Annotated in this window: 29 protein-coding genes; 22 read left to right on the top strand and 7 right to left on the bottom strand. The window is 68.6% G+C overall.

Annotation, left to right across the window (positions count from 1 at the left end; genetic code table 11):
- Positions 1-11 precede the first annotated feature (11 nt).
- The 3 genes from ACWGKT_RS28845 to ACWGKT_RS28835 form a co-directional block, all read right to left on the bottom strand.
- The gene (locus tag ACWGKT_RS28845) at positions 12-2,150 is read right to left on the bottom strand and encodes a hypothetical protein (protein ID WP_453275992.1); all 2,139 of its coding nucleotides are present in this window, start codon (positions 2,148-2,150) and stop codon (positions 12-14) included.
- Positions 2,147-2,986, bottom strand: coding sequence for a hypothetical protein (locus tag ACWGKT_RS28840; RefSeq protein ID WP_453275991.1), 840 nt, complete (start codon positions 2,984-2,986; stop codon positions 2,147-2,149). Before ACWGKT_RS28840 ends, ACWGKT_RS28845 begins: the two co-directional genes overlap by 4 nt.
- Before the next feature lie 124 nt (positions 2,987-3,110).
- A complete protein-coding gene (locus tag ACWGKT_RS28835; RefSeq protein WP_453275990.1) occupies positions 3,111-3,818 on the bottom strand; it encodes a Crp/Fnr family transcriptional regulator in 708 nt (235 codons plus the stop codon).
- A 369-nt stretch (positions 3,819-4,187) separates the two neighbouring features.
- Between ACWGKT_RS28835 and rpsL the strand changes: the two genes are divergently transcribed.
- The 4 genes from rpsL (at position 4,188) to tuf (ending at position 8,547) form a co-directional block, all read left to right on the top strand.
- Positions 4,188-4,559: a 30S ribosomal protein S12 gene (gene rpsL, locus ACWGKT_RS28830; RefSeq protein WP_003948652.1), complete on the top strand. Its 372-nt coding sequence runs from the start codon at positions 4,188-4,190 to the stop codon at positions 4,557-4,559.
- A 2-nt stretch (positions 4,560-4,561) separates the two neighbouring features.
- Positions 4,562-5,032 carry a 30S ribosomal protein S7 gene (gene rpsG / locus ACWGKT_RS28825; RefSeq protein ID WP_003992340.1) on the top strand — a complete coding sequence of 157 codons (471 nt, stop codon included), beginning with the start codon at positions 4,562-4,564 and terminating at the stop codon, positions 5,030-5,032.
- A gap of 39 nt (positions 5,033-5,071) precedes the next feature.
- Positions 5,072-7,198, top strand: coding sequence for an elongation factor G (gene fusA / locus ACWGKT_RS28820; protein ID WP_235460612.1), 2,127 nt, complete (start codon positions 5,072-5,074; stop codon positions 7,196-7,198).
- 155 nt (positions 7,199-7,353) lie between these two features.
- Positions 7,354-8,547, top strand: coding sequence for an elongation factor Tu (gene tuf / locus ACWGKT_RS28815; protein WP_235460611.1), 1,194 nt, complete (start codon positions 7,354-7,356; stop codon positions 8,545-8,547).
- 958 nt (positions 8,548-9,505) lie between these two features.
- On the opposite strand, the gene ACWGKT_RS28810 is transcribed toward tuf, so the two are convergent.
- Together ACWGKT_RS28810 and ACWGKT_RS28805 are read right to left on the bottom strand one after the other, a co-directional pair.
- The gene (locus ACWGKT_RS28810; RefSeq protein WP_453275989.1) at positions 9,506-10,090 is read right to left on the bottom strand and encodes a DUF6434 domain-containing protein; all 585 of its coding nucleotides are present in this window, start codon (positions 10,088-10,090) and stop codon (positions 9,506-9,508) included.
- A gap of 1,026 nt (positions 10,091-11,116) precedes the next feature.
- Positions 11,117-11,545, bottom strand: coding sequence for an ATP-binding protein (locus ACWGKT_RS28805; RefSeq protein ID WP_453275988.1), 429 nt, complete (start codon positions 11,543-11,545; stop codon positions 11,117-11,119).
- Between the two features lie 154 nt (positions 11,546-11,699).
- Between ACWGKT_RS28805 and ACWGKT_RS28800 the strand changes: the two genes are divergently transcribed.
- From ACWGKT_RS28800 to ACWGKT_RS28790, 3 genes are read left to right on the top strand one after another with little or no spacing between them, the layout of a single operon-like run.
- Positions 11,700-12,575 carry a helix-turn-helix domain-containing protein gene (locus ACWGKT_RS28800; RefSeq protein ID WP_453275987.1) on the top strand — a complete coding sequence of 292 codons (876 nt, stop codon included), beginning with the start codon at positions 11,700-11,702 and terminating at the stop codon, positions 12,573-12,575.
- A complete protein-coding gene (locus ACWGKT_RS28795) occupies positions 12,572-12,802 on the top strand; it encodes a DUF397 domain-containing protein (protein WP_453275986.1) in 231 nt (76 codons plus the stop codon). The genes ACWGKT_RS28800 and ACWGKT_RS28795 overlap by 4 nt, the downstream gene beginning before the upstream one ends.
- Positions 12,795-13,451 (top strand): hypothetical protein, encoded by a 657-nt coding sequence (locus ACWGKT_RS28790; protein WP_453275985.1) that lies wholly within the window; start codon positions 12,795-12,797, stop codon positions 13,449-13,451. Before ACWGKT_RS28795 ends, ACWGKT_RS28790 begins: the two co-directional genes overlap by 8 nt.
- Here the strand turns inward: ACWGKT_RS28790 and ACWGKT_RS28785 are convergent.
- Positions 13,445-14,041 carry a hypothetical protein gene (locus ACWGKT_RS28785; protein WP_453275984.1) on the bottom strand — a complete coding sequence of 199 codons (597 nt, stop codon included), beginning with the start codon at positions 14,039-14,041 and terminating at the stop codon, positions 13,445-13,447. The two genes, ACWGKT_RS28790 and ACWGKT_RS28785, sit on opposite strands and share 7 nt — an antisense overlap.
- Before the next feature lie 113 nt (positions 14,042-14,154).
- Here ACWGKT_RS28785 and ACWGKT_RS28780 point away from each other — a divergent pair, with 113 nt between their 5' ends.
- Positions 14,155-14,499: a hypothetical protein gene (locus tag ACWGKT_RS28780; protein ID WP_453275983.1), complete on the top strand. Its 345-nt coding sequence runs from the start codon at positions 14,155-14,157 to the stop codon at positions 14,497-14,499.
- A 48-nt stretch (positions 14,500-14,547) separates the two neighbouring features.
- Here the strand turns inward: ACWGKT_RS28780 and ACWGKT_RS28775 are convergent, their stop codons facing one another.
- A complete protein-coding gene (locus ACWGKT_RS28775) occupies positions 14,548-14,889 on the bottom strand; it encodes a hypothetical protein (RefSeq protein WP_356148690.1) in 342 nt (113 codons plus the stop codon).
- A gap of 96 nt (positions 14,890-14,985) precedes the next feature.
- On the opposite strand from ACWGKT_RS28775, the gene ACWGKT_RS28770 reads away from it, so the two are divergent.
- From ACWGKT_RS28770 to rpsQ, 14 genes are all read left to right on the top strand, one after another.
- Complete coding sequence (locus ACWGKT_RS28770) at positions 14,986-15,645, top strand: hypothetical protein (protein WP_453275982.1); 660 nt, start codon at positions 14,986-14,988, stop codon at positions 15,643-15,645.
- Positions 15,646-15,669: 24 nt separating this feature from the next.
- Positions 15,670-16,137 (top strand): hypothetical protein, encoded by a 468-nt coding sequence (locus ACWGKT_RS28765; protein WP_453275981.1) that lies wholly within the window; start codon positions 15,670-15,672, stop codon positions 16,135-16,137.
- 83 nt (positions 16,138-16,220) lie between these two features.
- Positions 16,221-16,952, top strand: a complete 732-nt coding sequence (locus tag ACWGKT_RS28760) for a hypothetical protein (RefSeq protein WP_453275980.1) — start codon at positions 16,221-16,223, stop codon at positions 16,950-16,952.
- A gap of 526 nt (positions 16,953-17,478) precedes the next feature.
- Positions 17,479-17,787 carry a 30S ribosomal protein S10 gene (gene rpsJ / locus ACWGKT_RS28755; protein WP_003948644.1) on the top strand — a complete coding sequence of 103 codons (309 nt, stop codon included), beginning with the start codon at positions 17,479-17,481 and terminating at the stop codon, positions 17,785-17,787.
- Between the two features lie 17 nt (positions 17,788-17,804).
- Positions 17,805-18,449 carry a 50S ribosomal protein L3 gene (rplC, locus tag ACWGKT_RS28750; protein WP_020135811.1) on the top strand — a complete coding sequence of 215 codons (645 nt, stop codon included), beginning with the start codon at positions 17,805-17,807 and terminating at the stop codon, positions 18,447-18,449.
- A gap of 8 nt (positions 18,450-18,457) precedes the next feature.
- Complete coding sequence (rplD, locus tag ACWGKT_RS28745) at positions 18,458-19,114, top strand: 50S ribosomal protein L4 (RefSeq protein WP_356148675.1); 657 nt, start codon at positions 18,458-18,460, stop codon at positions 19,112-19,114.
- On the top strand, positions 19,114-19,533 hold the full coding sequence (gene rplW / locus ACWGKT_RS28740) for a 50S ribosomal protein L23 (RefSeq protein ID WP_235456333.1): 420 nt from the start codon (positions 19,114-19,116) through the stop codon (positions 19,531-19,533). The genes rplD and rplW overlap by 1 nt, the downstream gene beginning before the upstream one ends.
- A 38-nt stretch (positions 19,534-19,571) precedes the next feature.
- Positions 19,572-20,408 (top strand): 50S ribosomal protein L2, encoded by an 837-nt coding sequence (gene rplB / locus ACWGKT_RS28735; protein ID WP_353600330.1) that lies wholly within the window; start codon positions 19,572-19,574, stop codon positions 20,406-20,408.
- Between the two features lie 12 nt (positions 20,409-20,420).
- Positions 20,421-20,702, top strand: coding sequence for a 30S ribosomal protein S19 (gene rpsS / locus ACWGKT_RS28730; protein ID WP_003948639.1), 282 nt, complete (start codon positions 20,421-20,423; stop codon positions 20,700-20,702).
- 44 nt (positions 20,703-20,746) lie between these two features.
- The gene (rplV, locus tag ACWGKT_RS28725; protein WP_003974262.1) at positions 20,747-21,094 is read left to right on the top strand and encodes a 50S ribosomal protein L22; all 348 of its coding nucleotides are present in this window, start codon (positions 20,747-20,749) and stop codon (positions 21,092-21,094) included.
- Positions 21,094-21,912, top strand: a complete 819-nt coding sequence (gene rpsC, locus ACWGKT_RS28720) for a 30S ribosomal protein S3 (RefSeq protein WP_055706471.1) — start codon at positions 21,094-21,096, stop codon at positions 21,910-21,912. The genes rplV and rpsC overlap by 1 nt, the downstream gene beginning before the upstream one ends.
- 5 nt (positions 21,913-21,917) lie before the next feature.
- Positions 21,918-22,337 carry a 50S ribosomal protein L16 gene (rplP, locus tag ACWGKT_RS28715; protein ID WP_004927269.1) on the top strand — a complete coding sequence of 140 codons (420 nt, stop codon included), beginning with the start codon at positions 21,918-21,920 and terminating at the stop codon, positions 22,335-22,337.
- Positions 22,337-22,561 (top strand): 50S ribosomal protein L29, encoded by a 225-nt coding sequence (gene rpmC / locus ACWGKT_RS28710; protein ID WP_018564811.1) that lies wholly within the window; start codon positions 22,337-22,339, stop codon positions 22,559-22,561. The genes rplP and rpmC overlap by 1 nt, the downstream gene beginning before the upstream one ends.
- The gene (rpsQ, locus tag ACWGKT_RS28705) at positions 22,561-22,842 is read left to right on the top strand and encodes a 30S ribosomal protein S17 (RefSeq protein ID WP_263211605.1); all 282 of its coding nucleotides are present in this window, start codon (positions 22,561-22,563) and stop codon (positions 22,840-22,842) included. The genes rpmC and rpsQ overlap by 1 nt, the downstream gene beginning before the upstream one ends.
- Positions 22,843-22,919 lie beyond the last annotated feature (77 nt).

The following is a 22,919-nucleotide window of genomic DNA, read 5'->3' as shown; positions in this document are numbered from 1 at the left end:
AAAGTACGACATCAGTGAACCGTTGACGCTGACGCGGGCGCGGCCGCGGCCGGCCACAGCAGCTCCAGCAGCCGGTCGGCGACCGGCGGCCGCGGCCCCCCGTCCTCCGCCCGCATCGACCGCAGCTCGTGGTCGAGCCGGTCGCGGTCGGCCGCCTCGACGATCAGCGCGGGCAGCAGCAGCTCCAGGGCCTGGGCGGCGTCCGGGCGGCGCTGGGCGACATGCACCCAGGTGTGCAGGGCGTTGAGCGCCTGCCGGGTGTGGGCGCGGTCGCCCAGCGCGGTGCGCCACAGGGTGGCCAGGTCGCGGGCGGAGTCGGCCTCGTACATGCCGGTGTCGGCGTACCACTCCACCAGCGCGCCCTCCTCCGCGTTCTCGCAGGCTCGCACGAAGGCGTTCAGGGCGAGGGCGCGCACCGCCGGGGTGGCGTCGTACAGCAGCCCGACCAGCTCGGAGAGCATCTCGCCGCGGCGCGGGCCCACCGACAGCAGCAGCGCCGTCGACTCGATCAGGTTGTCCGCCTCCGCCCCCGTCGCGCCGCTGATGTCCGCGCGGGCCCGGCCCGCCAGCGCGCCGAGCGCCGGGCTCGCCAGCTCCGGGCGCAGCGGGGCCAGCAGGCCGAAGGCGCGGATCGCGGTCCAGCGGCGGGCCCAGTGCCCGTCCGTGCACCACTGGGTGAGCAGCCGCAGCACGGCCGGCGCGTCCAGCAACTGGGCCAGGGTGAGCGCGTTCGCGGCGGTGACGCGCGGACCGAACGCCTTGGCGACCGCCCAGCCGTCGACCAGCAGCGCGATCGTCGAGAGCAGGTCGGCGGTGGCGAGCAGCGCCGCCGCCGCGGCGGCCCGGGTGCGCACCACCGGCCGCCCGTCCCGGGCCAGCTCGCGCAGCCAGGCCACCAGCGCGGGGCGTGCGGAGGGATGGCCCGTCCACACCTCCGTGAGCAGCACGCGCGCGGTGCGTTCCTCGCGGAACCGCGCCATGAACTGCGGTACGGGCCCCCAGTCGGTCGGCTCGTCCCGTAACTCCCCCTCGGCCCGCGCCCGCTCCAGCCGGTCCGTCGCCGAAGGACCGAACACCGGGATCTCCGGCGGCTGTTCGGGGTGCTGCAACTGCTGGAAGTGCACGAAGAGCCGGTCCGCGAGCTCGGCGGCCAGCACGTACGGGGCCTGGTCGAACACGGCGAGCGAGATCAGGAACGCCTTCTCGCGCAGATCGCTGTCGGGCGCGCTCAGCCAGCTCCGGCACTGCTTCTCCACGGCCGCCTGCCCGAAGTCCGCGAGCCGGGCGTCCGCCTCCGCGCCCCCGTCGTACTGGGCGAGCTCCCGCGCGAACTCGGCCGCCTCGGCGGGCCGCCGCCCGCGCGCCAGGAAGTCCCGCACCGGCGCGAGCGCCAGCAGCTTCGTCGCCTCGCCGGGCCGCCGTACGGACAGATGCGCCCGTACGACGTCCTCGGCCGCGGGCGGCGCCCAGCGCGCCGGGGTGACCCCCAGCAGGAACGGCGAGTTCTCCACGGTCACCACCAGGTGCCCGTCGGTCTTCTTGAGCTGGTCCACGGCCGCGTACAGATGGGTGTCGCGCAGCGGCCGGTTGCGGGTCAGCGGCAGGTCGCGCAGCACATGGCCGCCCGGCCGGGCCAGCTGCGCGGGCAGCGCCGCCGGCGTCGTCTCGGCGGGCAGGGCGTGTACGGCGGGCACCCCGAGGCGGTGCAGGAGCATCTGAGCGGCCGCGTACCGCCCGGCGGCGTGCGGGCCGGAGAGGACCAGCACGCGCTCCTCCCGGAGCCGCGCCAGGGCGGCTTCGAAGCCCGGGCCCTCGACGAAGACGGCGGCCAGCGCGTCGAGGCGGCCCCGCGGTATCTCCCCGGAGGCGTGGCCCGTCGCCGCCGGGCCGTGGTGGTGGATCTCCGTCTTGCCGCCCAGGAAGACGTCCCCGGTGACCTGCCCGCCCGACACCCCGTGCTGTGCCCCGCCGACCAGGCTGCCGCCGAAGGAGGCGGCCGAGCCGAGGATGAAGCCGGGCGTGTGGGCGAACAGCTCCCGCTGGGCCGCGCGGGCCTCCTGGGTGCGCTCGGCGGCGTCCTCGGGTCTGTCCGCCTCCGGCTCCGCCACCGGGTCGGTGGGCGGGGGGTCCTGCTCCGGCGGAACCGTCACGCCGCGTCACCCCCGGTCCCGCCGAGGTGCACGTTCCCGGTGAACCGTCCTCCGGACACACCGTGCTGGTCACCGGCGACGAGGCTGCCGCCGAAGGTCGGGGAGCCGCCGTTGAAGTTGAAGACCACCCCACCGGTGGAGGCGGAGGTGCTGGTGGAGGGTGCCGGGGGTGATGTCCGCCCCGGTGCCGGGCCGTCCCCCGAAGCACCCGGCACCGGGGCTCCCCCCTCCCCCGTTCCACTGTGGTCGTCGGGCCCGGCCGCCCCGTCCGGCACCGGACCGTGCAGCCACGCCGTCAGCGGGCCGTTCTTGCTGTCCACGCTCATCCGGTGGAACTCCGCCGCCGGGATCCCCGTGTGGTCGTGCCGCACGATCCCCCCGTACACCCCGTCCGAGACACACAGGGCGAAGTCGTCGGGGCGCTCGCGCAGCGCGGCGCGCAGCAGCTTGGCGTCGAGGAGGCGGCAGGCGTGGTTGAGGTCCGAGCCGACCCAGCCGTGCGGGTCGATGGCGACGTATCCCGAGGCGACGACCGCCCGCAGCCGGATCTGCGCCGAGCTGGACGCCATCCGGTTGACCCCCCGCAGTTGCGCCGGCACCTCGGTGAGCAGGGCCCGCAGCAGCGCCGGCACGGAGGCATTGGCGTCGATCAGCTCCATCACGGAGTCGCCGCGGTCGGCCCGCAGCCGCAACGTCTCGTCGATGCCGGCGGTCTCCAGCGCGCGGTCGGTGATGTCGTAGAGCATCCGGCGTAAGTAGGCCTGCTCGACGTCGTCCCGGTCGCTGTAGCGCTCGATGTCGAGCAGCAGGATCGTCCGGCTCACGGGATCGCTCATGGTCGCCCTTCGGTGATGGAGGCCTTGCGCCAGGTGAGAAGCGTGGCGTGTGAGGCGGCGCGGCGGAGAGGTCGGATGACGCACTCGGACTGTGACGGTGTGCACAGAACGCGGGTCGGGGCCCTCAGGGCTCGGTTCGCGCGATCCTTCGTAGGACGTCCATCCGTACGATCCGCAGCGTCCGTCTGCCGGTCACCACCACACCCTTGTCCCGCAGCTCCTTCAGCAGCCGCTGGACCATCTCCCGCGAGGCCCCGACCGACCCGGCCAGCTCCTGCTTGCTGAGCGGTACGAGGAGTTCCACGCCGGTCTCGGTGTAGCGGGCGTTGGTGCGGGCGAGGTCCAGCAGAAGGGTGGCCAGGCGCTCGCGGACGTTCATGGAGGCGAATTCCAGACGGCGCTGGTCGGCCGCGCGCATGCGGTCGGAGGTGAGGCCGAGGAGGGCGTAGGAGACGTCGGGGGAGCGGCCGAGGAAGGCGGTGAAGCGCTCGCGGTCGACGGCGACGGCGCGGACCGGTTGCAGCGCGGTGACCGTGGCCGAGCGCGGGCGTCCGGTCAGCGCGGCCGACTCGCCGACGACGTCACCGGGGCCGCGCAGCGCGAGCAGCGCCTCGTAGCCGTTGACGGCGGCCGCGGTGACCTTGGTCCAGCCGTGGATGATGAAGAGGACGTACGAGGAGGGTTCGTGCTGGTGGAGCAGGACGTCCCGGGAGCGGAAGGCCAGCTCGCGGCCGAGCCCGAGCAGCGTTTCGCGGTCCCCCTTCTCCAGCCGCGCGAGGAAGGGCACCCGGTCGTCGAGACCGACCCCGTCCGGTAAGCCGTCGGCCGTCATGTGTTCCCCCGTCCCCCCGATCGCCACAGCGACCGTTCAACGTACTGAACATGTCGTTGTCATGGGCACCAAACGGGTCGACCTTCACTCCGGAGCCTGGATTGCAAGGGCGACATGTCCGGCGTGTCGGGGCAGGCTCCATTTGTTTTGACCGAAGTCCGTGAGGTAGGTACGCTCAGACCTTGTGCCTGGGGTGTGCCCTGGCTCTCGTGCGTGCCTTCAACCGCATAGCGAGCTGTGACCGGCCACCGTAATCTGCGCCCTTTCCGCTTAGCGGCGGGAGTCTGCGGGATTCGACACACCCGACCGCGTGGGTCGGCGAAGTTCCAGGTTAGCTGTACCTATCGGCACACAGAAACCGGAGAAGTAGTGCCTACGATCCAGCAGCTGGTCCGTAAGGGCCGGCAGGACAAGGTCGAGAAGAACAAGACGCCCGCACTCGAGGGTTCCCCTCAGCGTCGTGGCGTCTGCACGCGTGTGTTCACGACCACCCCGAAGAAGCCGAACTCGGCCCTGCGTAAGGTCGCGCGTGTGCGCCTGACCAGCGGGATCGAGGTCACCGCTTACATTCCGGGTGAGGGACACAACCTGCAGGAGCACTCCATCGTGCTCGTGCGCGGCGGCCGTGTGAAGGACCTGCCGGGTGTTCGCTACAAGATCATCCGCGGCTCCCTCGACACCCAGGGTGTCAAGAACCGCAAGCAGGCCCGCAGCCGCTACGGCGCCAAGAAGGAGAAGTAAGAATGCCTCGTAAGGGCCCCGCCCCGAAGCGCCCGGTCATCATCGACCCGGTTTACGGCTCCCCTCTGGTGACCTCCCTGATCAACAAGGTGCTGCTGAACGGCAAGCGCTCCACCGCCGAGCGCATCGTCTACGGCGCCATGGAGGGTCTGCGTGAGAAGACGGGCAACGACCCGATCATCACGCTGAAGCGCGCGCTGGAGAACATCAAGCCGACCCTTGAGGTCAAGTCCCGCCGTGTCGGTGGTGCGACGTACCAGGTTCCGATCGAGGTCAAGCCCGGTCGCGCCAACACGCTCGCGCTGCGCTGGCTCGTCGGTTACTCCCGCGCCCGTCGCGAGAAGACCATGACCGAGCGTCTGCTCAACGAGCTTCTCGACGCCTCCAACGGCCTTGGTGCCGCTGTGAAGAAGCGCGAGGACACGCACAAGATGGCCGAGTCCAACAAGGCCTTCGCGCACTACCGCTGGTAGTCGCTACCCCATCGAGAACCGAGAGAAGACTGAAGCCTTATGGCTACCACTTCACTTGACCTGGCCAAGGTCCGCAATATCGGGATCATGGCCCACATCGACGCGGGCAAGACGACCACCACCGAGCGGATCCTGTTCTACACCGGTGTCTCGTACAAGATCGGTGAGGTCCACGACGGCGCTGCCACCATGGACTGGATGGAGCAGGAGCAGGAGCGTGGCATCACGATCACCTCTGCTGCCACCACCTGTCACTGGCCGCTTGAGGACGTCGACCACACCATCAACATCATCGACACCCCGGGGCACGTCGACTTCACCGTCGAGGTGGAGCGCTCCCTGCGTGTGCTCGACGGTGCCGTGACGGTGTTCGACGGCGTCGCCGGTGTCGAGCCCCAGTCCGAGACGGTGTGGCGTCAGGCGGACCGCTACGGCGTTCCGCGCATCTGCTTCGTGAACAAGCTCGACCGCACCGGTGCCGAGTTCCACCGTTGCGTCGACATGATCAGCGACCGCCTGGGCGCGCAGCCGATCGTCATGCAGCTCCCGATCGGTGCCGAGGCCGACTTCAAGGGCGTCGTGGACCTGGTCCGCATGAAGGCGTTCGTGTGGTCCGCCGAGGCCACCAAGGGCGAGATGTACGACGTCGTCGACATCCCGGCCACGCACACCGAGGCTGCCGAGGAGTACCGCGGCAAGCTGATCGAGGCCGTGGCCGAGAACGACGAAGAGATCATGGAGCTGTACCTGGAGGGCGACGAGCCTTCCGAGGAGCAGCTGTACGCCGCGATCCGTCGTATCACCATCGCGTCCGGCAAGGGCACCGGCACCACCGTGACCCCGGTGTTCTGCGGCACCGCGTTCAAGAACAAGGGCGTCCAGCCCCTGCTCGACGCGGTCGTGCGCTACCTGCCGTCGCCGGTCGACATCGAGGCCATCGAGGGCCACGACGTCAAGGACCCCGAGGTCGTCGTCAAGCGCAAGCCGTCCGACGAGGAGCCCCTCTCGGCGCTGGCGTTCAAGATCATGAGCGACCCGCACCTCGGCAAGCTCACCTTCGTCCGGGTTTACTCGGGCCGCCTGGAGTCCGGCTCTTCGGTGCTGAACTCCGTCAAGGGCAAGAAGGAGCGCATCGGCAAGATCTACCGCATGCACGCCAACAAGCGTGAGGAGATCGAGTCGGTGGGTGCCGGCGACATCGTCGCCGTCATGGGCCTGAAGCAGACCACCACCGGTGAGACGCTGGCCGACGACAAGAACCCGGTCATCCTGGAGTCCATGGACTTCCCGGCGCCGGTCATCCAGGTCGCCATCGAGCCCAAGTCGAAGGGCGACCAGGAGAAGCTCGGCGTCGCGATCCAGCGCCTGGCCGAGGAGGACCCGTCCTTCCAGGTCCACTCCGACGAGGAGACCGGCCAGACCATCATCGGCGGCATGGGCGAGCTGCACCTCGAGGTGCTCGTCGACCGTATGCGCCGTGAGTTCAAGGTCGAGGCCAACGTCGGCAAGCCGCAGGTCGCGTACCGCGAGACGATCCGTAAGGCCGTCGAGCGCGTGGACTACACCCACAAGAAGCAGACCGGTGGTACCGGTCAGTTCGCCAAGGTGCAGATCGCGATCGAGCCCATCGAGGGCGGCGACGCCTCGTACGAGTTCGTGAACAAGGTCACCGGTGGCCGTATCCCGAAGGAGTACATCCCTTCGGTGGACGCCGGTGCTCAGGAGGCCATGCAGTTCGGCATCCTCGCGGGCTACGAGATGACCGGCGTGCGCGTCATCCTCATCGACGGTGGCTACCACGAGGTCGACTCCTCCGAGCTCGCCTTCAAGATCGCCGGTTCGCAGGCCTTCAAGGAGGCCGCGCGTAAGGCCAGCCCTGTGCTCCTTGAGCCGATGATGGCCGTCGAGGTCACCACGCCCGAGGACTACATGGGTGAGGTCATCGGCGACATCAACTCCCGCCGTGGCCAGATCCAGGCCATGGAGGAGCGGGCCGGTGCCCGCGTCGTCAAGGGCCTCGTGCCCCTGTCGGAGATGTTCGGCTACGTCGGCGACCTCCGCAGCAAGACCTCGGGTCGCGCAAGCTACTCGATGCAGTTCGACTCCTACGCCGAGGTTCCGCGGAACGTCGCCGAGGAGATCATCGCGAAGGCCAAGGGCGAGTAACGCACCGCGTTCACACGCTTTAGGCTTGACTCCGGAGCCTCAAGGGGCATTCAGCCACATTCCTGGATGAATGCCCCGGGTTCCGGGCTATCCAGCAAAGATCACCTGGCGCCGATGAAGTAAGGCGTACAGAACCACTCCACAGGAGGACCCCAGTGGCGAAGGCGAAGTTCGAGCGGACTAAGCCGCACGTCAACATCGGCACCATCGGTCACATCGACCACGGTAAGACGACCCTCACGGCCGCCATTACCAAGGTGCTGCACGACGCGTACCCGGACCTGAACGAGGCCACCGCGTTCGACAACATCGACAAGGCGCCCGAAGAGCGTCAGCGCGGTATCACCATCTCCATCGCGCACGTCGAGTACCAGACCGAGGCGCGTCACTACGCCCACGTCGACTGCCCGGGTCACGCGGACTACATCAAGAACATGATCACCGGTGCCGCGCAGATGGACGGCGCGATCCTCGTGGTCGCCGCCACCGACGGCCCGATGCCGCAGACCAAGGAGCACGTGCTCCTGGCCCGCCAGGTCGGCGTTCCGTACATCGTCGTCGCCCTGAACAAGGCCGACATGGTGGACGACGAGGAGATCCTGGAGCTCGTCGAGCTCGAGGTCCGTGAGCTCCTCTCCGAGTACGAGTTCCCGGGCGACGACCTGCCGGTCGTCAAGGTCTCCGCGCTGAAGGCGCTGGAGGGCGACCCGGAGTGGACCCAGACCGTCCTCGAGCTGATGAAGGCCGTCGACGAGAACATCCCGCAGCCCGAGCGTGATGTCGACAAGCCGTTCCTGATGCCGATCGAGGACGTCTTCACGATCACCGGTCGCGGTACGGTCGTCACCGGCCGTATCGAGCGTGGTGTCCTGAAGGTCAACGAGACCGTCGACATCGTGGGCATCAAGCAGGAGAAGACCACCACCACGGTCACCGGCATCGAGATGTTCCGCAAGCTGCTCGACGAGGGCCAGGCCGGTGAGAACGTCGGTCTGCTCCTCCGTGGCATCAAGCGCGAGGACGTCGAGCGCGGCCAGGTCATCATCAAGCCGGGCTCGGTCACCCCGCACACCGAGTTCGAGGCGCAGGCCTACATCCTGTCCAAGGACGAGGGTGGCCGCCACACGCCGTTCTTCAACAACTACCGTCCGCAGTTCTACTTCCGTACGACGGACGTGACCGGCGTTGTGACCCTCCCCGAGGGCACCGAGATGGTCATGCCGGGTGACAACACCGAGATGAAGGTGGAGCTCATCCAGCCCGTCGCCATGGAAGAGGGCCTGAAGTTCGCCATCCGCGAGGGTGGCCGCACCGTGGGCGCCGGCCAGGTCATCAAGATCAACAAGTGAGCCCAGCTCTCTTGAAGGTCTGACCCTCCGGGGTCGCCTGACCTGAAGAGACCCGCACGACTTCGGTCGTGCGGGTCTTTTCGCATGTACGGGGGTTGGATTCGGGGGGTGGGTTTGCGGGGTTGGTTACGGGCGGTGCGCTTGCGGTGTTGTGCATACGGGGCCGTGCTTACCGGGCGTGCTGTGCTTACGGATGCTGTGCTGGTCGCCGTGGGGCCGCCCGCTTCTTGTCCAGTGTCGTGCTTCCGCGCCCCGAGTAAAGGGCGCTGCGCTGTCGCTCCGCGTCGCCTGCGGCGATGGCCCTGCGGGCCACCCTTGACTAGGGCCGCTCCAGCACGGGTGAGAAGCGAGCGGGCGGCCCGGAGAAAGTGGCCGGCTTGGGCGGGTTGGGCCCTGGGGCGGGCTGCGTTCCGGGCCGGGGTGAAGGGGGTGCGCGGTCGCGCCTCGCCTGCACGCCGGGTGAGCTTGGCGGCGAACGGTGGGTGGGGTGTGGGGCGCGCGTCGGCTGGGCGGGGGGCACGCCGGGCAGGCTCAGCGGCGCGCAGTCGGTGGGTGGCTGGGGCCGCATTGGCTGGGTGGGGGCATGCCGGGCAGGCCTAGCGGCTTGAGGCCGGTGGGTGGCGAGGGCGCATCGGCTGGGTGGGGGCATGCCGGGTGGGTTTGGCGGGGGTCGGCTGGTGGGCTGCGCGCGGTGGCTGGGCCAGGCCCGCTGACTGGGCTGGCGGCTCACGAACGGTGGGCGGATGGGGGTGCGCCCGTCCACAGGGAGGGGCGGCTAGCGGCTGCCTGCCGTGGAGAAGGTGATTGGACGGAATAGGACAGCCACCCCACCACCGACCTGGCCCTTTGCGGGCCCGGCTGTCCGTCATCGTCCACTTGCTTCCCGGATGCGTGATCGGTGGACCTCTTCCGTGGGACCGGTTGGATCCATCCGTTCTCGTCCGGGGCGCGGGTGTCGTCACGTGGCGCTGGGGGGCTTGGGGAGTGCTCGGTGGGCGTACCAGGCTTCGAGAGCCTGGGCTCGGGTGCCGGACGGGTTCTGGCGGTGCCAGGCGCTGGTGAAGCGGTTGAACTCGAACTGCGCCTCTATCTCGCGGGGGCGGGCCGCGTCCGGGCGGGTGGCGTGCCAGTGGGTGACCGCGTCCGCCAGGGTTCGGCCAGGGTTCTGAGCGATGAAGTCGCGCATGAAGGCGTCGAAGTGGAAGCCGGGGCCGATCACCTCGACGAAGTACCTCCGCAGAACCTGGCTGCACCGCTGGCCGGCCGGGATCACGGTGTCGCCGTCTACAGGCTCGGCCAACTGCGCGGTCGCCGGGCCACGGCGGGCCGGGGAGGCAGGCAAAGGGCGGCCGTCCAGCGCCGCGGCGAGGCGGACGGTGAGCGCCCCCTTGCCGCCGTTGCGCGCGACGCCCATCGTGCGGGCGAGACCGGTGAGTTCGTCCAGCGTCCAGTACCAGCGCAGCAGCTCAGCGCCTGTGAGGCCAGCCGTCAGCGGCGGCCTGGACTCGGCAGCGCTCGCACTGGTGTTCAAGTTCTCGTTCATGACCGTCATTCTGCAGGTCTCCGGTCCACGGGCTCGTCCATTCTGGCTCTGCCCGTTCTGATCCTGACTGGGTGGGCTGCTCCCGGGGCCACTCCCCGGCCGATCTCCGTCAAGCCCAGCTGGCGTGCCGCTTTTCGGCCCACGCGCACCCCGCCCCACCCGAAGCGGGGCCACCGATCACGCATCCGGGAAGCAAGTGGATGATGACGGACAGCCGGGCCCGCAAAGGGCCAGGTCGGTGGTGGGGTGGCTGTCCTATTCCGTCCAATCACCTTCTCCACGGCAGGCAGCCGCTAGCCGCCCCTCCCTGTGGACGGGCGCACCCCCATCCGCCCACCGTTCGTGAGCCGCCAGCCCAGTCAGCGGGCCCGGCCCAGCCACCGCGCGCAGCCCACCAGCCGACCCCCGCCAAACCCACCCGGCATGCCCCCACCCAGCCGATGCGCCCTCGCCACCCACCGGCCTCAAGCCGCTAGGCCTGCCCGGCATGCCCCCGCCCAGCCAATGCGGCCCCAGCCACCCACCGACTGCGCGCCGCTGAGCCTGCCCGGCATGCCCCCACCCAGCCGATGCGCCCCCAGCCACCCACCGGCCTCAAGCCGCTAGGCCTGCCCGGCATGCCCCCGCCCAGCCGACGCGCCCCCAGCCACCCACCGGCCGTTCGCCGCTGAGTCTGCCCGGTGTGCCCCCCTCCTAGCCGACGCGCGCCCCACACCCCACCCACCGTTCGCCGCCAAGCTCACCCGGCGTGCAGGCGAGGCGCGACCGCGCACCCCCTTCACCCCGGCCCGGAACGCAGCCCGCCCCAGGGCCCAACCCGCCCAAGCCGGCCACTTTCTCCGGGCCGCCCGCTCGCTTCTCACCCGTGCTGGAGCGGCCCTAGTCAAGGGTGGCCCGGAGGGCCATCGGCGGAGCCGACGCGGAGCGCCCTTTACTCGGGTCGTGGAGGCACGACACTGAGGAAGAAGCGGGCGGCCCACCTGCGCTTGTTGTACCGCCCGGCCCGACTCACCCTCACCCTCACCCTCACCTGCCGCACCGCGAGACCGTCAGCTCGGCCCAGACCGTCTTGCGGGGGCGTGGTCCCGGGGCAACACCCCACCGGTCGGCGAGCGCCTCGACAAGGACGAGCCCACGGCCCGTCTCCGCCTCGGGGCCCGGTTGTCGCGGGCACGGCAGCCCGTCACCGCGCGTGTCCGTCACCTCGATACGCAGGGTGCCGCCGACGACGTACAGCGACAGCCGGAAGTCACGCCCCGGCACCCGCCCATGCGTGGCCGCGTTGACGGCCAGCTCCGCGATGACCTGCGCCGCCTCCTCCGACGGCAGTCCCCAAGTGCGCAGTTGCTCGACAGCGAGGAGCCTGGCGAGGCGAGCACCGCGCGGCGTGGGTGACAGCAGCACGCTGAAGTTCCTGACGCCGCAGTCGAGTTGGGTGGAGTTTTCCTGGTTCACGTCACTCAGCGTGGTCGCCTGTGCGCACCGTGACCAGTGACGCAGTCGTTGCGTACGGTTACTGTCCGGAGTTTGTCTGGTCGTGTCCGGGCTGTCGAGGACGGCCGTACGGGTAGGGGCGTCGCGGCACGGTCGTACGACGGAGGGGTGCGGAATGAGTGTGGACGGCGAGGCGGTACGGCTCAAGAGCGAGGCCGACGAACCGGGTTGGGAGGTGGACCCGGACGATGACTGGGGTATCGCCGTCATCGCAACCGTCGGGCGCCAGCTCAAGCTGCGGCGCGAGGCTGTGGGGATGCGGGCCGCCGTCTTCGGGGAGGCCCTCGGGTACGGCGAGGACATGGTCTACAAGATCGAGGGCGGGAAGCGGATCCCGAGGCCGGAGTATCTGGACAGGGCGGACGAGGTGTTGGGGGCGGGTGGCCTGCTCGCCGCGATGAAGGAGGACGTGGCCAAGGTCCGGTACCCCAAGCAGGTACGGGACTTGGCGCAGATGGAGGCCAGGGCGGTCGAGCTGGGTGTGTACGTCGGGCTGAGCATCCACGGTCTCTTGCAGACACCGGATCATGCGCGCGCGTTGTTCGAGGCCTGGCAGCCCGCGTACTCACAGGAGGAGGCGGAGCGCATGGTGGCCGCCCGCATCGCGCGGCAGTCGATCTTCGAGCGCACACCCGCCCCCACCCTCAGCTTCGTCCAGGAAGAGGCCACACTCCGCCGTCCGGTCGGAGGCACAATGGTGTGGCGCCAGCAGCTCGAACGCCTGCTGGAGGTGGGGCGATTGCGTAACGTCACGCTGCAAGTGATGCCTACGCACTCGGACGCCCACCCGGGCATGGACGGGAAGATCGAAGTGCTGAAGTTCGCGGACGGCACCGCAGTGGGCCGTGCCGACGGGGCGTACGGCGGTCGACCGACCTCCGATCCGAAACAGCTGCGGATCCTTGAGCTGCGGTATGGCACCATCCGGGCGCAGGCTCTCACGCCCCGGGAGTCGATGGCCTTCATCGAGCAACTGCTGGGAGAGACATGATCCGCAAGGCTTCTGCCGGAGACAGTACCGAGCTGGAGTGGTTCAAGAGCAGCTACAGCGACGGCCCCGACGGCAACTCCTGCATCGAAATCGCCCCCACCCCCACCACCATCCACGTCCGAGACTCCAAGAACCCCACCGACGCCCCCCATCTCACCTTCCCGCCCACCACCTGGACCACCTTCGTCTCATACGCGTCATACGCATCTCGTGTGACCGGTGAGTGAGATCCATCCCCTGCGATTCGTCCGCGAGGTCTTCGCGCCCTTCGGGTGCGTGGTGGGGGTCGGGGCGGTGAACGTCACCGGTACGTGGTCGCTCGCCGACGTCTCCGTGGGCGCCTTCCTGGACAGCAGGCGTGCGGACGTGGATCGCGTCCTCGCCGGGATCTGTTCGATCTGCGGTTTCGGTGACGGGGCCTTGGCGATCGCTGACGAAATGGGATACTTCCGCGACTACACGGTGGCGTCGGCGGACCTGCTCCTGTGGTCCCGGGGTGTCACCGGGGTCCCTGATCCCCTCGCGAGGCTTGAAGAACCGCCGACCGTGCGCCGTATGTGCCGCATGGCGGCGGACGTTCAACTGGTCGACTTCCTCGCCGAGTTGCTCGGAGTGGCCGTCGCAGCCGGCACCGAGGCCCGCGAGGGAGCGCCCCAGGTCGCCGAAATCCTCCGCATCGCCTCCGACCTGGCGGACCCCACCGTCCGCAGCGCCCCGGACCAGGTCTTCCGAATGTGGCGAGTGGCCTACCTGCCGCGCGTCCTCGAACCCCATGGGGGTGCGTCCGAGACCGGAAAGGCGGGCTTCCGGGCCTACGACGAGGGACTGGAGGAGTTGCTGTCGGAGCCTGTTCACCCTGCTCAGCCCGTTCAGTAGGAGTGGCGCATACAGCCCCCGTCGGCGCGCACGACGGGGTCGCCGGAGTACCAGTCCGGGCGGAGGGCGAGCTCGATGCCCTGGTCGTCGGTGGCAGTGATACCCGGCAGCCCCGCACCGGGCTCACCCTTGCCGGGGGCCGGCACGTCCTTCACCGTCAGCCCCTGCCGCTTCCACTCCCGCCGGAGGTGATCGACGGCGGCGAGGTAGTCGCTACGCCCGGTGAAGCTCAACTCCCAGGAGAAGATGGGCTCGTCGCGGGTCACGCCGGTGTCGTCGACGCCGAAGTCGTCCACGCAGGACGTACTGCTGTCCTTCTGGGCGATGTCGTCGAGCGTCCTCCCCGGGGGCTCCGCGGCCTCCTCCGGCGCCGGGGTCAGGCTACGGACCGCCTCCATGCCCGCCTTCTTCGTCTGCGCCACCCGCGCCCGGTACTCGACGTCCGACCGCACGGGCCCGCCCTCCAGCGACTGACAGGCGTAGGCGCCGAAGCCGATGACGGCCAGGAAGAAGACGCTGATCAGGGTGATGGCGCGGTACCCGTGGAGAGGGGGACGCGGAGAGGTGGCCGCCGAGGAGTCCGTATGCATACAACCGATCCAAGCCACCGACCACGGAAGTCGGCAGTCGTCGGCCTACTCATCTCAGCCGGATCATGTGAGTAGCTGCACTCACGACGCGGCGGCCGTCATAACCTCTCACCATGAAGTCGGAATTCTTGGCCCGCCTGAGCGAGGAGATGCTGGAGTATTACCGCGACATGGCGGAGGTGCTGGTCGAACACTGCGGGATCGGGCGGGCGGAAGCCGTCGCCAGGATCAATCAGGCGTTCGGGGACGAGGACGCACCCCCCGAGGACCACGAGATCATGGGCCACGAGTTCCCGGAATTCTGGGCCTACGGCGCGTACTACCTTGCGGACGACCAAGGCCGCCTGCCGATCGGGGACCCGGACGTGGACGCGTACATCGACTTCGCGAAGTTGCCGATCCGGCCCGCGCCGCCCAAGGGCTCGCCGTGCTGGACGCTCGGTGAAACCGACGCCTGACCGGCCGGGGCCGCTGTCGCGCTACCACTGAGCCCCCACCGGCAGGCTTCAGTCCGCCTTCTTCTGCGCCTTGCTCCGCTTGTCCTCCGTCTTCACCGCGTCGTTGACCTTCTTGGCCAGCTCGTCGTCGAGCTTCTTGAACTCGCGGACGACGGTGTCGGACATGTCGGCGAGGGCGTCGAGCTGCTGGGTGATGTCCTCGCGGCCGTCCTCCCAGTTGGACTCGAAGTCGTCGAGGGCGTCGTTGACCTTGCCGCTGCCGATGTCGTCCTTGTACGACTCGAAGAGCTTCTTGGTGTGGTTGAGGCGGGTCTTGATGGACCGGAGCCGGCGGCCGTAGTCCTCCAGCTCGGTCAGCGGGAGTGAGAGATCACTCTTGCCCTTGCCCATGAGTCCGTCCCCCGTTCTCGTAGTCTGGCCGCACCGTACCTCAGCATGGTGCGCGAACACGTGCTCGACGAAACATGAAACGGGGACACGACAGCCATGGCCCGCTACATGGAGGCGCTCACCATCGAGCGCGGCGGATTCCGCATCAAGGTGCCGGAGTCGTGGTGGGAGTTCGACGTGCGGCCGGAGTCGCGGGACGACTCGATCCGACGGATGGTGAACGAGCGGATCGAGGCGCACCCGGAACTGGCCCAGTACCGCGACACGTACACCACCTTCCTCCAGAAGGCCGCGGCCGACGCCTGGAAGTCCGGTGCGATGTACTGCGGTTGCATGGCGGAGAGCTTCGGCGGCGACACCCCGATCACCGGCTCCGTCACCGTCTCTCTCGTCGGTGGCCGTACGCGGGACGGCGCGCCCCTGTCGAACGACCCGGCTGCCATAGCCGCCCAACTCGCCGTCAAGGAAGCGAGGAAGGAGGGCGACTCCTGGCGCAAGGTCACGACCGTCGACATCCCCGGCGTCGGACCCGCGGCCCGCACCTACGGCATCGAGGACATCCCGGTCCCCGGCGACAGCCTCAACCGCACCATCCGGGCCGTACTGGTGCAGACGTACATCCCCGTCCCCGGCCAGGAGGGCAAGGTGGCCCTGGTCGCCGGCAGCAGCCAGGTCCTCGACCTCGCCGACTCCTTCTTCGACATCTTCGACGCGATCACGTCGACGTTCCGCTTCGCGGAGGGGTCCGGACGATGACGGGCGGAGAGGGAAGGGCAGCCAATGGCGTCCGAGTGGGACTGGGAGAGCGGCGAGGGCCTGCTGGGCATCGACGACCCCGCCGAGTGGGACGCCGCGTTCGAGCGTGGCGAACAGCATCTCGGCACGGCAGTGATCGGGTTGGCCTTCCAGTGTTCGTTGGATGAAGCATCACCTCGGATCGTCCGGGCGATGCAGTTGTCAGACCGTGATCAGCGGGGGTACGCGTTCACTGCCGCGGGCACCGCGGCACGGCTCAACGGTGAGGTGACCCCGGAGCTGTACGCCGCGCTGCGTGCGGAGGGCCATCGTGGTCTCGCCGAGAACGCCATCGACGACACCCTGACGTTCGTGCCGTTCCGGCAGTTGCCGCCGTGGTTCAAGTGGCGGATGGCCGCGTCAAGGGCGTGGGACAAGCTGGAAACCTGGCGGCTGAGTGCTGCATACGCGGCCGAGGACGCCTGGAAGGCCCTGCGCGGGCGCCGCACCTGAGTGGCTTCGGGAGGGAGCGCCGACTGACAAGGAAGGAGCTGCGCTCCACGGAGTTCGAGTTCTCCGTGGACCCGGAAGGAACCATGGACCTGCAAGCCACCGTCACCGGATTCCCCCACGCCACCCCCCTCGACGGCCTGGACCGAGCCTGGTGGTGGAGTCTCGTTCCAGTCCTGAACTTCGCGGGTGCCCTGACCTCCGACGGCACGCGGCTCCTTCAGATGAACCAGCGCGGCAAACACGACCCGGAGCTCGCCGCAGCGGTGTTGGCCTTCGCCCGCGAGCACGAGAAGGAGCTGATCGTGGAGGGTCGGCTGCTCACCTCCGTGGCCGGGTTCGGTGTGCCCGGATACACCTTCGACTCCGTCGCGGCCGTCGTTCCCGAGGTGCACGGGCACCACAAGGTGCAGCACCCTGACCTCACGCCGCTGACGTACATCGTCTTTCCCGGGTACGCGTGCGAGTTCTCCGGGCGCGAGACGTTGCCGGAGGCGGAGGCCAGGTATCACAAGATGCTGCCCACCGCGGAGATCGAGCGCGGGCCCCTGCCGTTCCTGAAGATGCGCTTCGACAACCCCCGCACCGGCGGCGGCAGCACCAACCCGGAACGCGCCCTCACCTACCCCGAGGTCCTGCTCAACGAGCTTCCGGAGCTCGAGGACACCCCTGAGGCGTTCGTGGAGTACGAGAACCACGAGGGCAAGGTCTGGCGGGTGCAGTGGAGTAACGGGGCATGGGCCGTCACCGGCGATTCGGAACTCCGCGCCACCGGCTTCGAGGAGCTGCGCCGGTTCGTGGAGGGGACCCTTTGTTGAAGCTCGGTGTGCCGGCCGCGGCCCCGATCGATGGTGACGCAGCGGGATCCACCCACCACATGGAGTGCCGGGCGTCGGGGCTGGGACGTCACCTTGGGGGCAACGATCCCGGGCTGCTGTTTGACCTACGTCACCCTGGGGGTATTCTCTCCGGCTCGATTGGCGGACCCCCCGCCCCATATGGCAGACTGTCCGAGTTGCTCGGTCGAGTGTTGATGCTGCGCGCCTCCCGCCGGGAGGACCGGAAGCGAGTCCCACAGTACTCGTCGTCCTAACTGCCACCACGGCAGCACTGGGGCGGACGTACGGGAATCTTCCGGGAAGCGTGGGCGCGGCACCGGCCAGGCACCCGGTGGGCCTTCCGCCCCCGGCCTGCGGTTCCGGAAGGGCCGTGTGCATTCCCGCAGGGATGTTCGAACAAGGGGCATCTCTGTCAGCGGGAGCGCGACACGCCCGACCGCGTGGGTCGGAGGGGGAGACGGGAACACCGGGTTCCAGAGCGAAGAGACAGGACTATTGAGTAGCCATGGCGGGACAGAAGATCCGCATCCGGCTCAAGGCCTACGACCACGAGGTCATCGACTCCTCGGCGAAGAAGATCGTCGAGACGGTGACCCGCACTGGTGCGTCGGTCGCGGGCCCGGTGCCGCTGCCCACTGAGAAGAACGTGTACTGCGTCATCAAGTCGCCGCACAAGTACAAGGACTCGCGCGAGCACTTCGAGATGCGCACGCACAAGCGCCTGATCGACATTCTCGACCCCACCCCCAAGACCGTTGACTCTCTGATGCGACTCGACCTCCCGGCCGGTGTCGACATCGAGATCAAGCTCTGAGGGTCGGTGAGCTGAGAATGGCTAAGCAGATCAAGGGCATCCTGGGCGAGAAGCTCGGCATGACGCAGGTGTGGGACGAGAACAACCGCGTTGTTCCGGTCACCGTCGTCAAGGCCGGCCCCAACGTCGTCACCCAGGTCCGTACGAACGATGTCGACGGCTACGAGTCCGTCCAGATCGCTTTCGGCGAGATCGACCCGCGCAAGGTGAACAAGCCCCTCAAGGGCCACTTCGCCAAGGCCGACGTCACTCCCCGCCGCCACCTCGTCGAGATCCGTACCGCTGACGCCAGCGAGTACACCCTCGGCCAGGAGATCACCGCCGAGGTGTTCGAGGCCGGCATCAAGGTCGACGTGACCGGCAAGAGCAAGGGCAAGGGCTTCGCCGGTGTCATGAAGCGTCACAACTTCAAGGGCCTCGGCGCCGGACACGGCACCCAGCGCAAGCACCGCTCGCCCGGTTCCATCGGTGGCTGCGCCACCCCGGGCCGCGTGTTCAAGGGCCTCCGCATGGCGGGTCGCATGGGCAACGAGCGGGTCACCACCCAGAACCTGACCGTCCACGCCGTTGACGCGGAGAAGGGTCTGCTGCTCATCAAGGGCGCGGTTCCCGGTCCGAACGGCGGCCTCGTCCTGGTCCGCACCGCGGCCAAGGGGGCCTGAGGTAACCGATGAGCACTGTTGACATCCTTTCGCCGGCGGGCGACAAGGCCGGTTCCGTCGAGCTCCCCGCGGAGATCTTCGGTGTAGAGAAGATCAGCGTTCCGCTGCTTCACCAGGTCGTCGTCGCGCAGCTGGCCGCTGCCCGTCAGGGCACGCACAAGACGAAGACCCGTGGCGAGGTCCGTGGTGGCGGCAAGAAGCCGTACCGCCAGAAGGGCACCGGTCGCGCCCGTCAGGGTTCGACCCGCGCGCCGCAGTTCGCCGGCGGTGGCGTCGTCCACGGCCCGCAGCCGCGTGACTACTCGCAGCGCACCCCGAAGAAGATGAAGGCTGCCGCTCTGCGTCACGCCCTCACCGACCGGGCGCGTCACAACCGCATCCACGTCGTCTCCGGCGTGGTCGAGGGTGCGAACCCGTCCACCAAGGCCGCGAAGAGCCTGTTCGGCAAGATCTCGGAGCGCAAGAACCTGCTCCTGGTCGTCGAGCGCGCCGACGAGGCCGCGTGGCTGTCCGCCCGCAACCTGCCCCAGGTCCACATCCTGGAGCCGGGCCAGCTGAACACGTACGACGTTCTCGTCTCGGACGACGTGGTCTTCACCCAGGCCGCTTTCGAGTCCTTCGTCGCCGGCCCGAAGGCCAACGACACCGAAGGGACCGAGGTCTGATGGCTACCCGTCACCCGAGCATCGCCTCGAAGGCCGCCAAGGCCGCCAAGGCCGCGCGCGTCGCCAAGGCGAAGCGCCACGCCACCGAGGGCAAGAACACCGTCGAGACCCCGCTGAGCAAGTCGTACACGGACCCCCGTGACGTGCTGCTGAAGCCGGTCGTCTCGGAGAAGAGCTACGCGCTCCTCGACGAGAACAAGTACACGTTCATCGTCGCCCCGGACGCCAACAAGACCCAGATCAAGCAGGCCGTCCAGGCGGTCTTCTCGGTCAAGGTCACCGGGGTCAACACCCTCAACCGCCAGGGCAAGCGCAAGCGCACCAAGACCGGTTTCGGTCAGCGCGCGGGCTCCAAGCGCGCGATCGTGACCCTCGCTGAGGGCGACCGTATCGACATCTTCGGCGGTCCGACCGCGTAAGCGGGTCGGATCGTCCGATATCGGACGAGGACTGAGAAATGGGAATCCGCAAGTACAAGCCGACTACGCCGGGCCGTCGTGGCGCCAGCGTCGCCGACTTCGTCGAGGTCACGCGGTCCACGCCGGAGAAGTCGCTGGTCCGCCCCCTGCACAGCAAGGGCGGCCGTAACAACGCCGGTCGTGTGACCGTTCGCCACCAGGGTGGCGGACACAAGCGCGCCTACCGTGTGATCGACTTCCGTCGTCACGACAAGGACGGCGTGCCGGCGAAGGTCGCGCACATCGAGTACGACCCCAACCGCACCGCGCGCATCGCGCTGCTGCACTACGCCGACGGCGAGAAGCGCTACATCCTCGCCCCGCGCAACCTGCAGCAGGGTGACCGCGTCGAGAACGGTCCCGGGGCCGACATCAAGCCGGGCAACAACCTGGCCATCCGCAACATCCCGGTCGGTACCACGATCCACGCGATCGAGCTCCGTCCCGGTGGCGGTGCCAAGTTCGCCCGCTCCGCCGGTGCCTCCGTGCAGCTGCTCGCGAAGGAGGGCTCGATGGCCCACCTGCGCATGCCGTCCGGTGAGATCCGCCTGGTCGACGTCCGCTGCCGCGCCACCATCGGTGAGGTCGGCAACGCCGAGCAGAGCAACATCAACTGGGGTAAGGCCGGCCGCAAGCGGTGGCTGGGCGTTCGCCCGACCGTCCGTGGTGTCGTCATGAACCCGGTCGACCACCCGCACGGTGGTGGTGAGGGCCGGACCTCCGGTGGCCGCCACCCTGTGTCCCCGTGGGGCAAGAAGGAAGGCCGTACTCGTTCGCCCAAGAAGGCGTCGAACAAGTACATCGTCCGCCGCCGCAAGACGAACAAGAAGCGCTAAGGACGGGTTGAGATGCCTCGTAGCTTGAAGAAGGGACCCTTCGTCGACGACCACCTGATCAAGAAGGTGGATGTCCAGAACGAAGCCGGTACCAAGAACGTCATCAAGACCTGGTCCCGTCGCTCGATGATCGTCCCGGCCATGCTCGGCCACACGATCGCGGTGCACAACGGCAAGACCCACATCCCGGTGTTCGTCACCGAGTCGATGGTCGGCCACAAGCTCGGCGAGTTCTCGCCGACCCGCACCTTCCGGGGCCACGTCAAGGACGACCGGAAGTCGAAGCGCCGCTAACAGCGGATCGCATTCAGACACGTAAGTAACTGAGAGGGACAACCATGGAAGCCAGGGCCCAGGCGCGGTACATCCGCGTTACGCCCATGAAGGCCCGCCGCGTGGTGGACCTTATCCGTGGCATGGATGCCACGGAGGCTCAGGCTGTTCTGCGATTCGCTCCGCAGGCAGCCTCCGTGCCGGTCGGCAAGGTGCTCGACAGCGCCATCGCCAACGCCGCGCACAACTACGACCACACCGACGCCGACAGCCTCTTCATCTCCGAGGCGTACGTCGACGAGGGCCCGACCCTGAAGCGGTTCCGTCCGCGCGCCCAGGGCCGTGCCTACCGGATCCGCAAGCGGACCAGCCACATCACCGTGGTCGTCAGCAGCAAGGAAGGAACCCGGTAATGGGCCAGAAGGTTAACCCGCATGGGTTCCGGCTCGGTGTCACCACGGACTTCAAGTCCCGGTGGTACGCCGACAAGCTGTACAAGGACTACGTCAAGGAAGACGTCGCCATCCGTCGGATGATGACGTCCGGCATGGAGCGCGCCGGTATCTCGAAGGTTGAGATCGAGCGCACCCGTGACCGTGTGCGTGTGGACATCCACACCGCTCGTCCGGGCATCGTCATCGGCCGCCGTGGCGCCGAGGCCGACCGCATCCGCGGCGACCTCGAGAAGCTCACGGGCAAGCAGGTCCAGCTGAACATCCTCGAGGTCAAGAACCCCGAGACCGACGCTCAGCTGGTTGCGCAGGCCGTCGCCGAGCAGCTCTCCTCCCGCGTCTCCTTCCGCCGCGCCATGCGTAAGAGCATGCAGTCGGCGATGAAGGCCGGCGCCAAGGGCATCAAGATCCAGTGCGGTGGCCGCCTCGGCGGCGCCGAGATGTCCCGCTCGGAGTTCTACCGCGAGGGCCGCGTGCCCCTGCACACGCTCCGCGCGAACGTGGACTACGGCTTCTTCGAGGCCAAGACGACCTTCGGCCGCATCGGTGTGAAGGTCTGGATCTACAAGGGCGACGTGAAGAACATCGCCGAGGTCCGCGCCGAGAACGCTGCGGCCCGTGCGGGTAACCGCCCGGCCCGTGGTGGTGCCGACCGCCCGGCCCGTGGTGGCCGTGGTGGCGAGCGGCGCGGTCGCAAGCCGCAGCAGGCTGCCGGCGCCGAGGCCCCCAAGGCCGAGGCCCCCGCCGCTCCGGCTGAGAGCACCGGAACGGAGGCCTGACCGACATGCTGATCCCCCGTAGGGTCAAGCACCGCAAGCAGCACCACCCGAAGCGCCGTGGTCAGGCCAAGGGCGGTACGACTGTCGCGTTCGGCGAGTACGGCATTCAGGCCCTCACGCCGGCATACGTGACGAACCGCCAGATCGAGGCGGCTCGTATCGCGATGACCCGCCACATCAAGCGTGGCGGCAAGGTCTGGATCAACATCTACCCGGACCGTCCGCTGACCAAGAAGCCCGCCGAGACCCGCATGGGTTCCGGTAAGGGTTCGCCGGAGTGGTGGATCGCGAACGTTCACCCGGGTCGGGTGATGTTCGAGCTGTCCTACCCGAACGAGAAGATTGCGCGTGAAGCTCTGACTCGTGCGGCCCACAAGCTGCCGATGAAGTGCCGGATCGTCAAGCGCGAGGCAGGTGAAGCGTGATGTCGGCCGGTACCAAGGCGTCCGAGCTGCGCGAGCTGGGCAACGAGGAGCTTCTGGGCAAGCTCCGCGAGGCCAAGGAAGAGCTGTTCAACCTCCGCTTCCAGGCGGCGACGGGTCAGCTCGAGAACCACGGCCGTCTGAAGGCGGTCCGCAAGGACATCGCGCGGATCTACACCCTGATGCGCGAGCGTGAGCTGGGCATCGAAACGGTGGAGAACGCCTGATGAGCGAGAAGAACGTGACTGAGCAGACCGAGCGGAACGCACGCAAGACCCGTGAGGGTCTGGTCGTCAGCGACAAGATGGACAAGACCGTCGTCGTCGCTGTCGAGGACCGCGTGAAGCACGCGCTGTACGGCAAGGTCATCCGCCGTACGAACAAGCTCAAGGCGCACGACGAGCAGAACGCTGCCGGCGTCGGCGACCGCGTCCTCCTGATGGAGACCCGGAAGCTGTCGTCCAGCAAGCACTGGCGCGTCGTCGAGATCCTCGAGAAGGCCAAGTAATTCTCCTGCGGGGCATCCCTCGCAGGACAGTTCCGCCAGGCTCCGGGGGCCGCTCGCTGAGCGGCCCCCGGGGAACC

Source organism: Streptomyces sp. NPDC054794 (assembly GCF_053611585.1).
The sequence above is the reverse complement of the archived record's forward strand: the minus strand, read 5'-3'. Positions and strand labels throughout refer to the sequence as shown.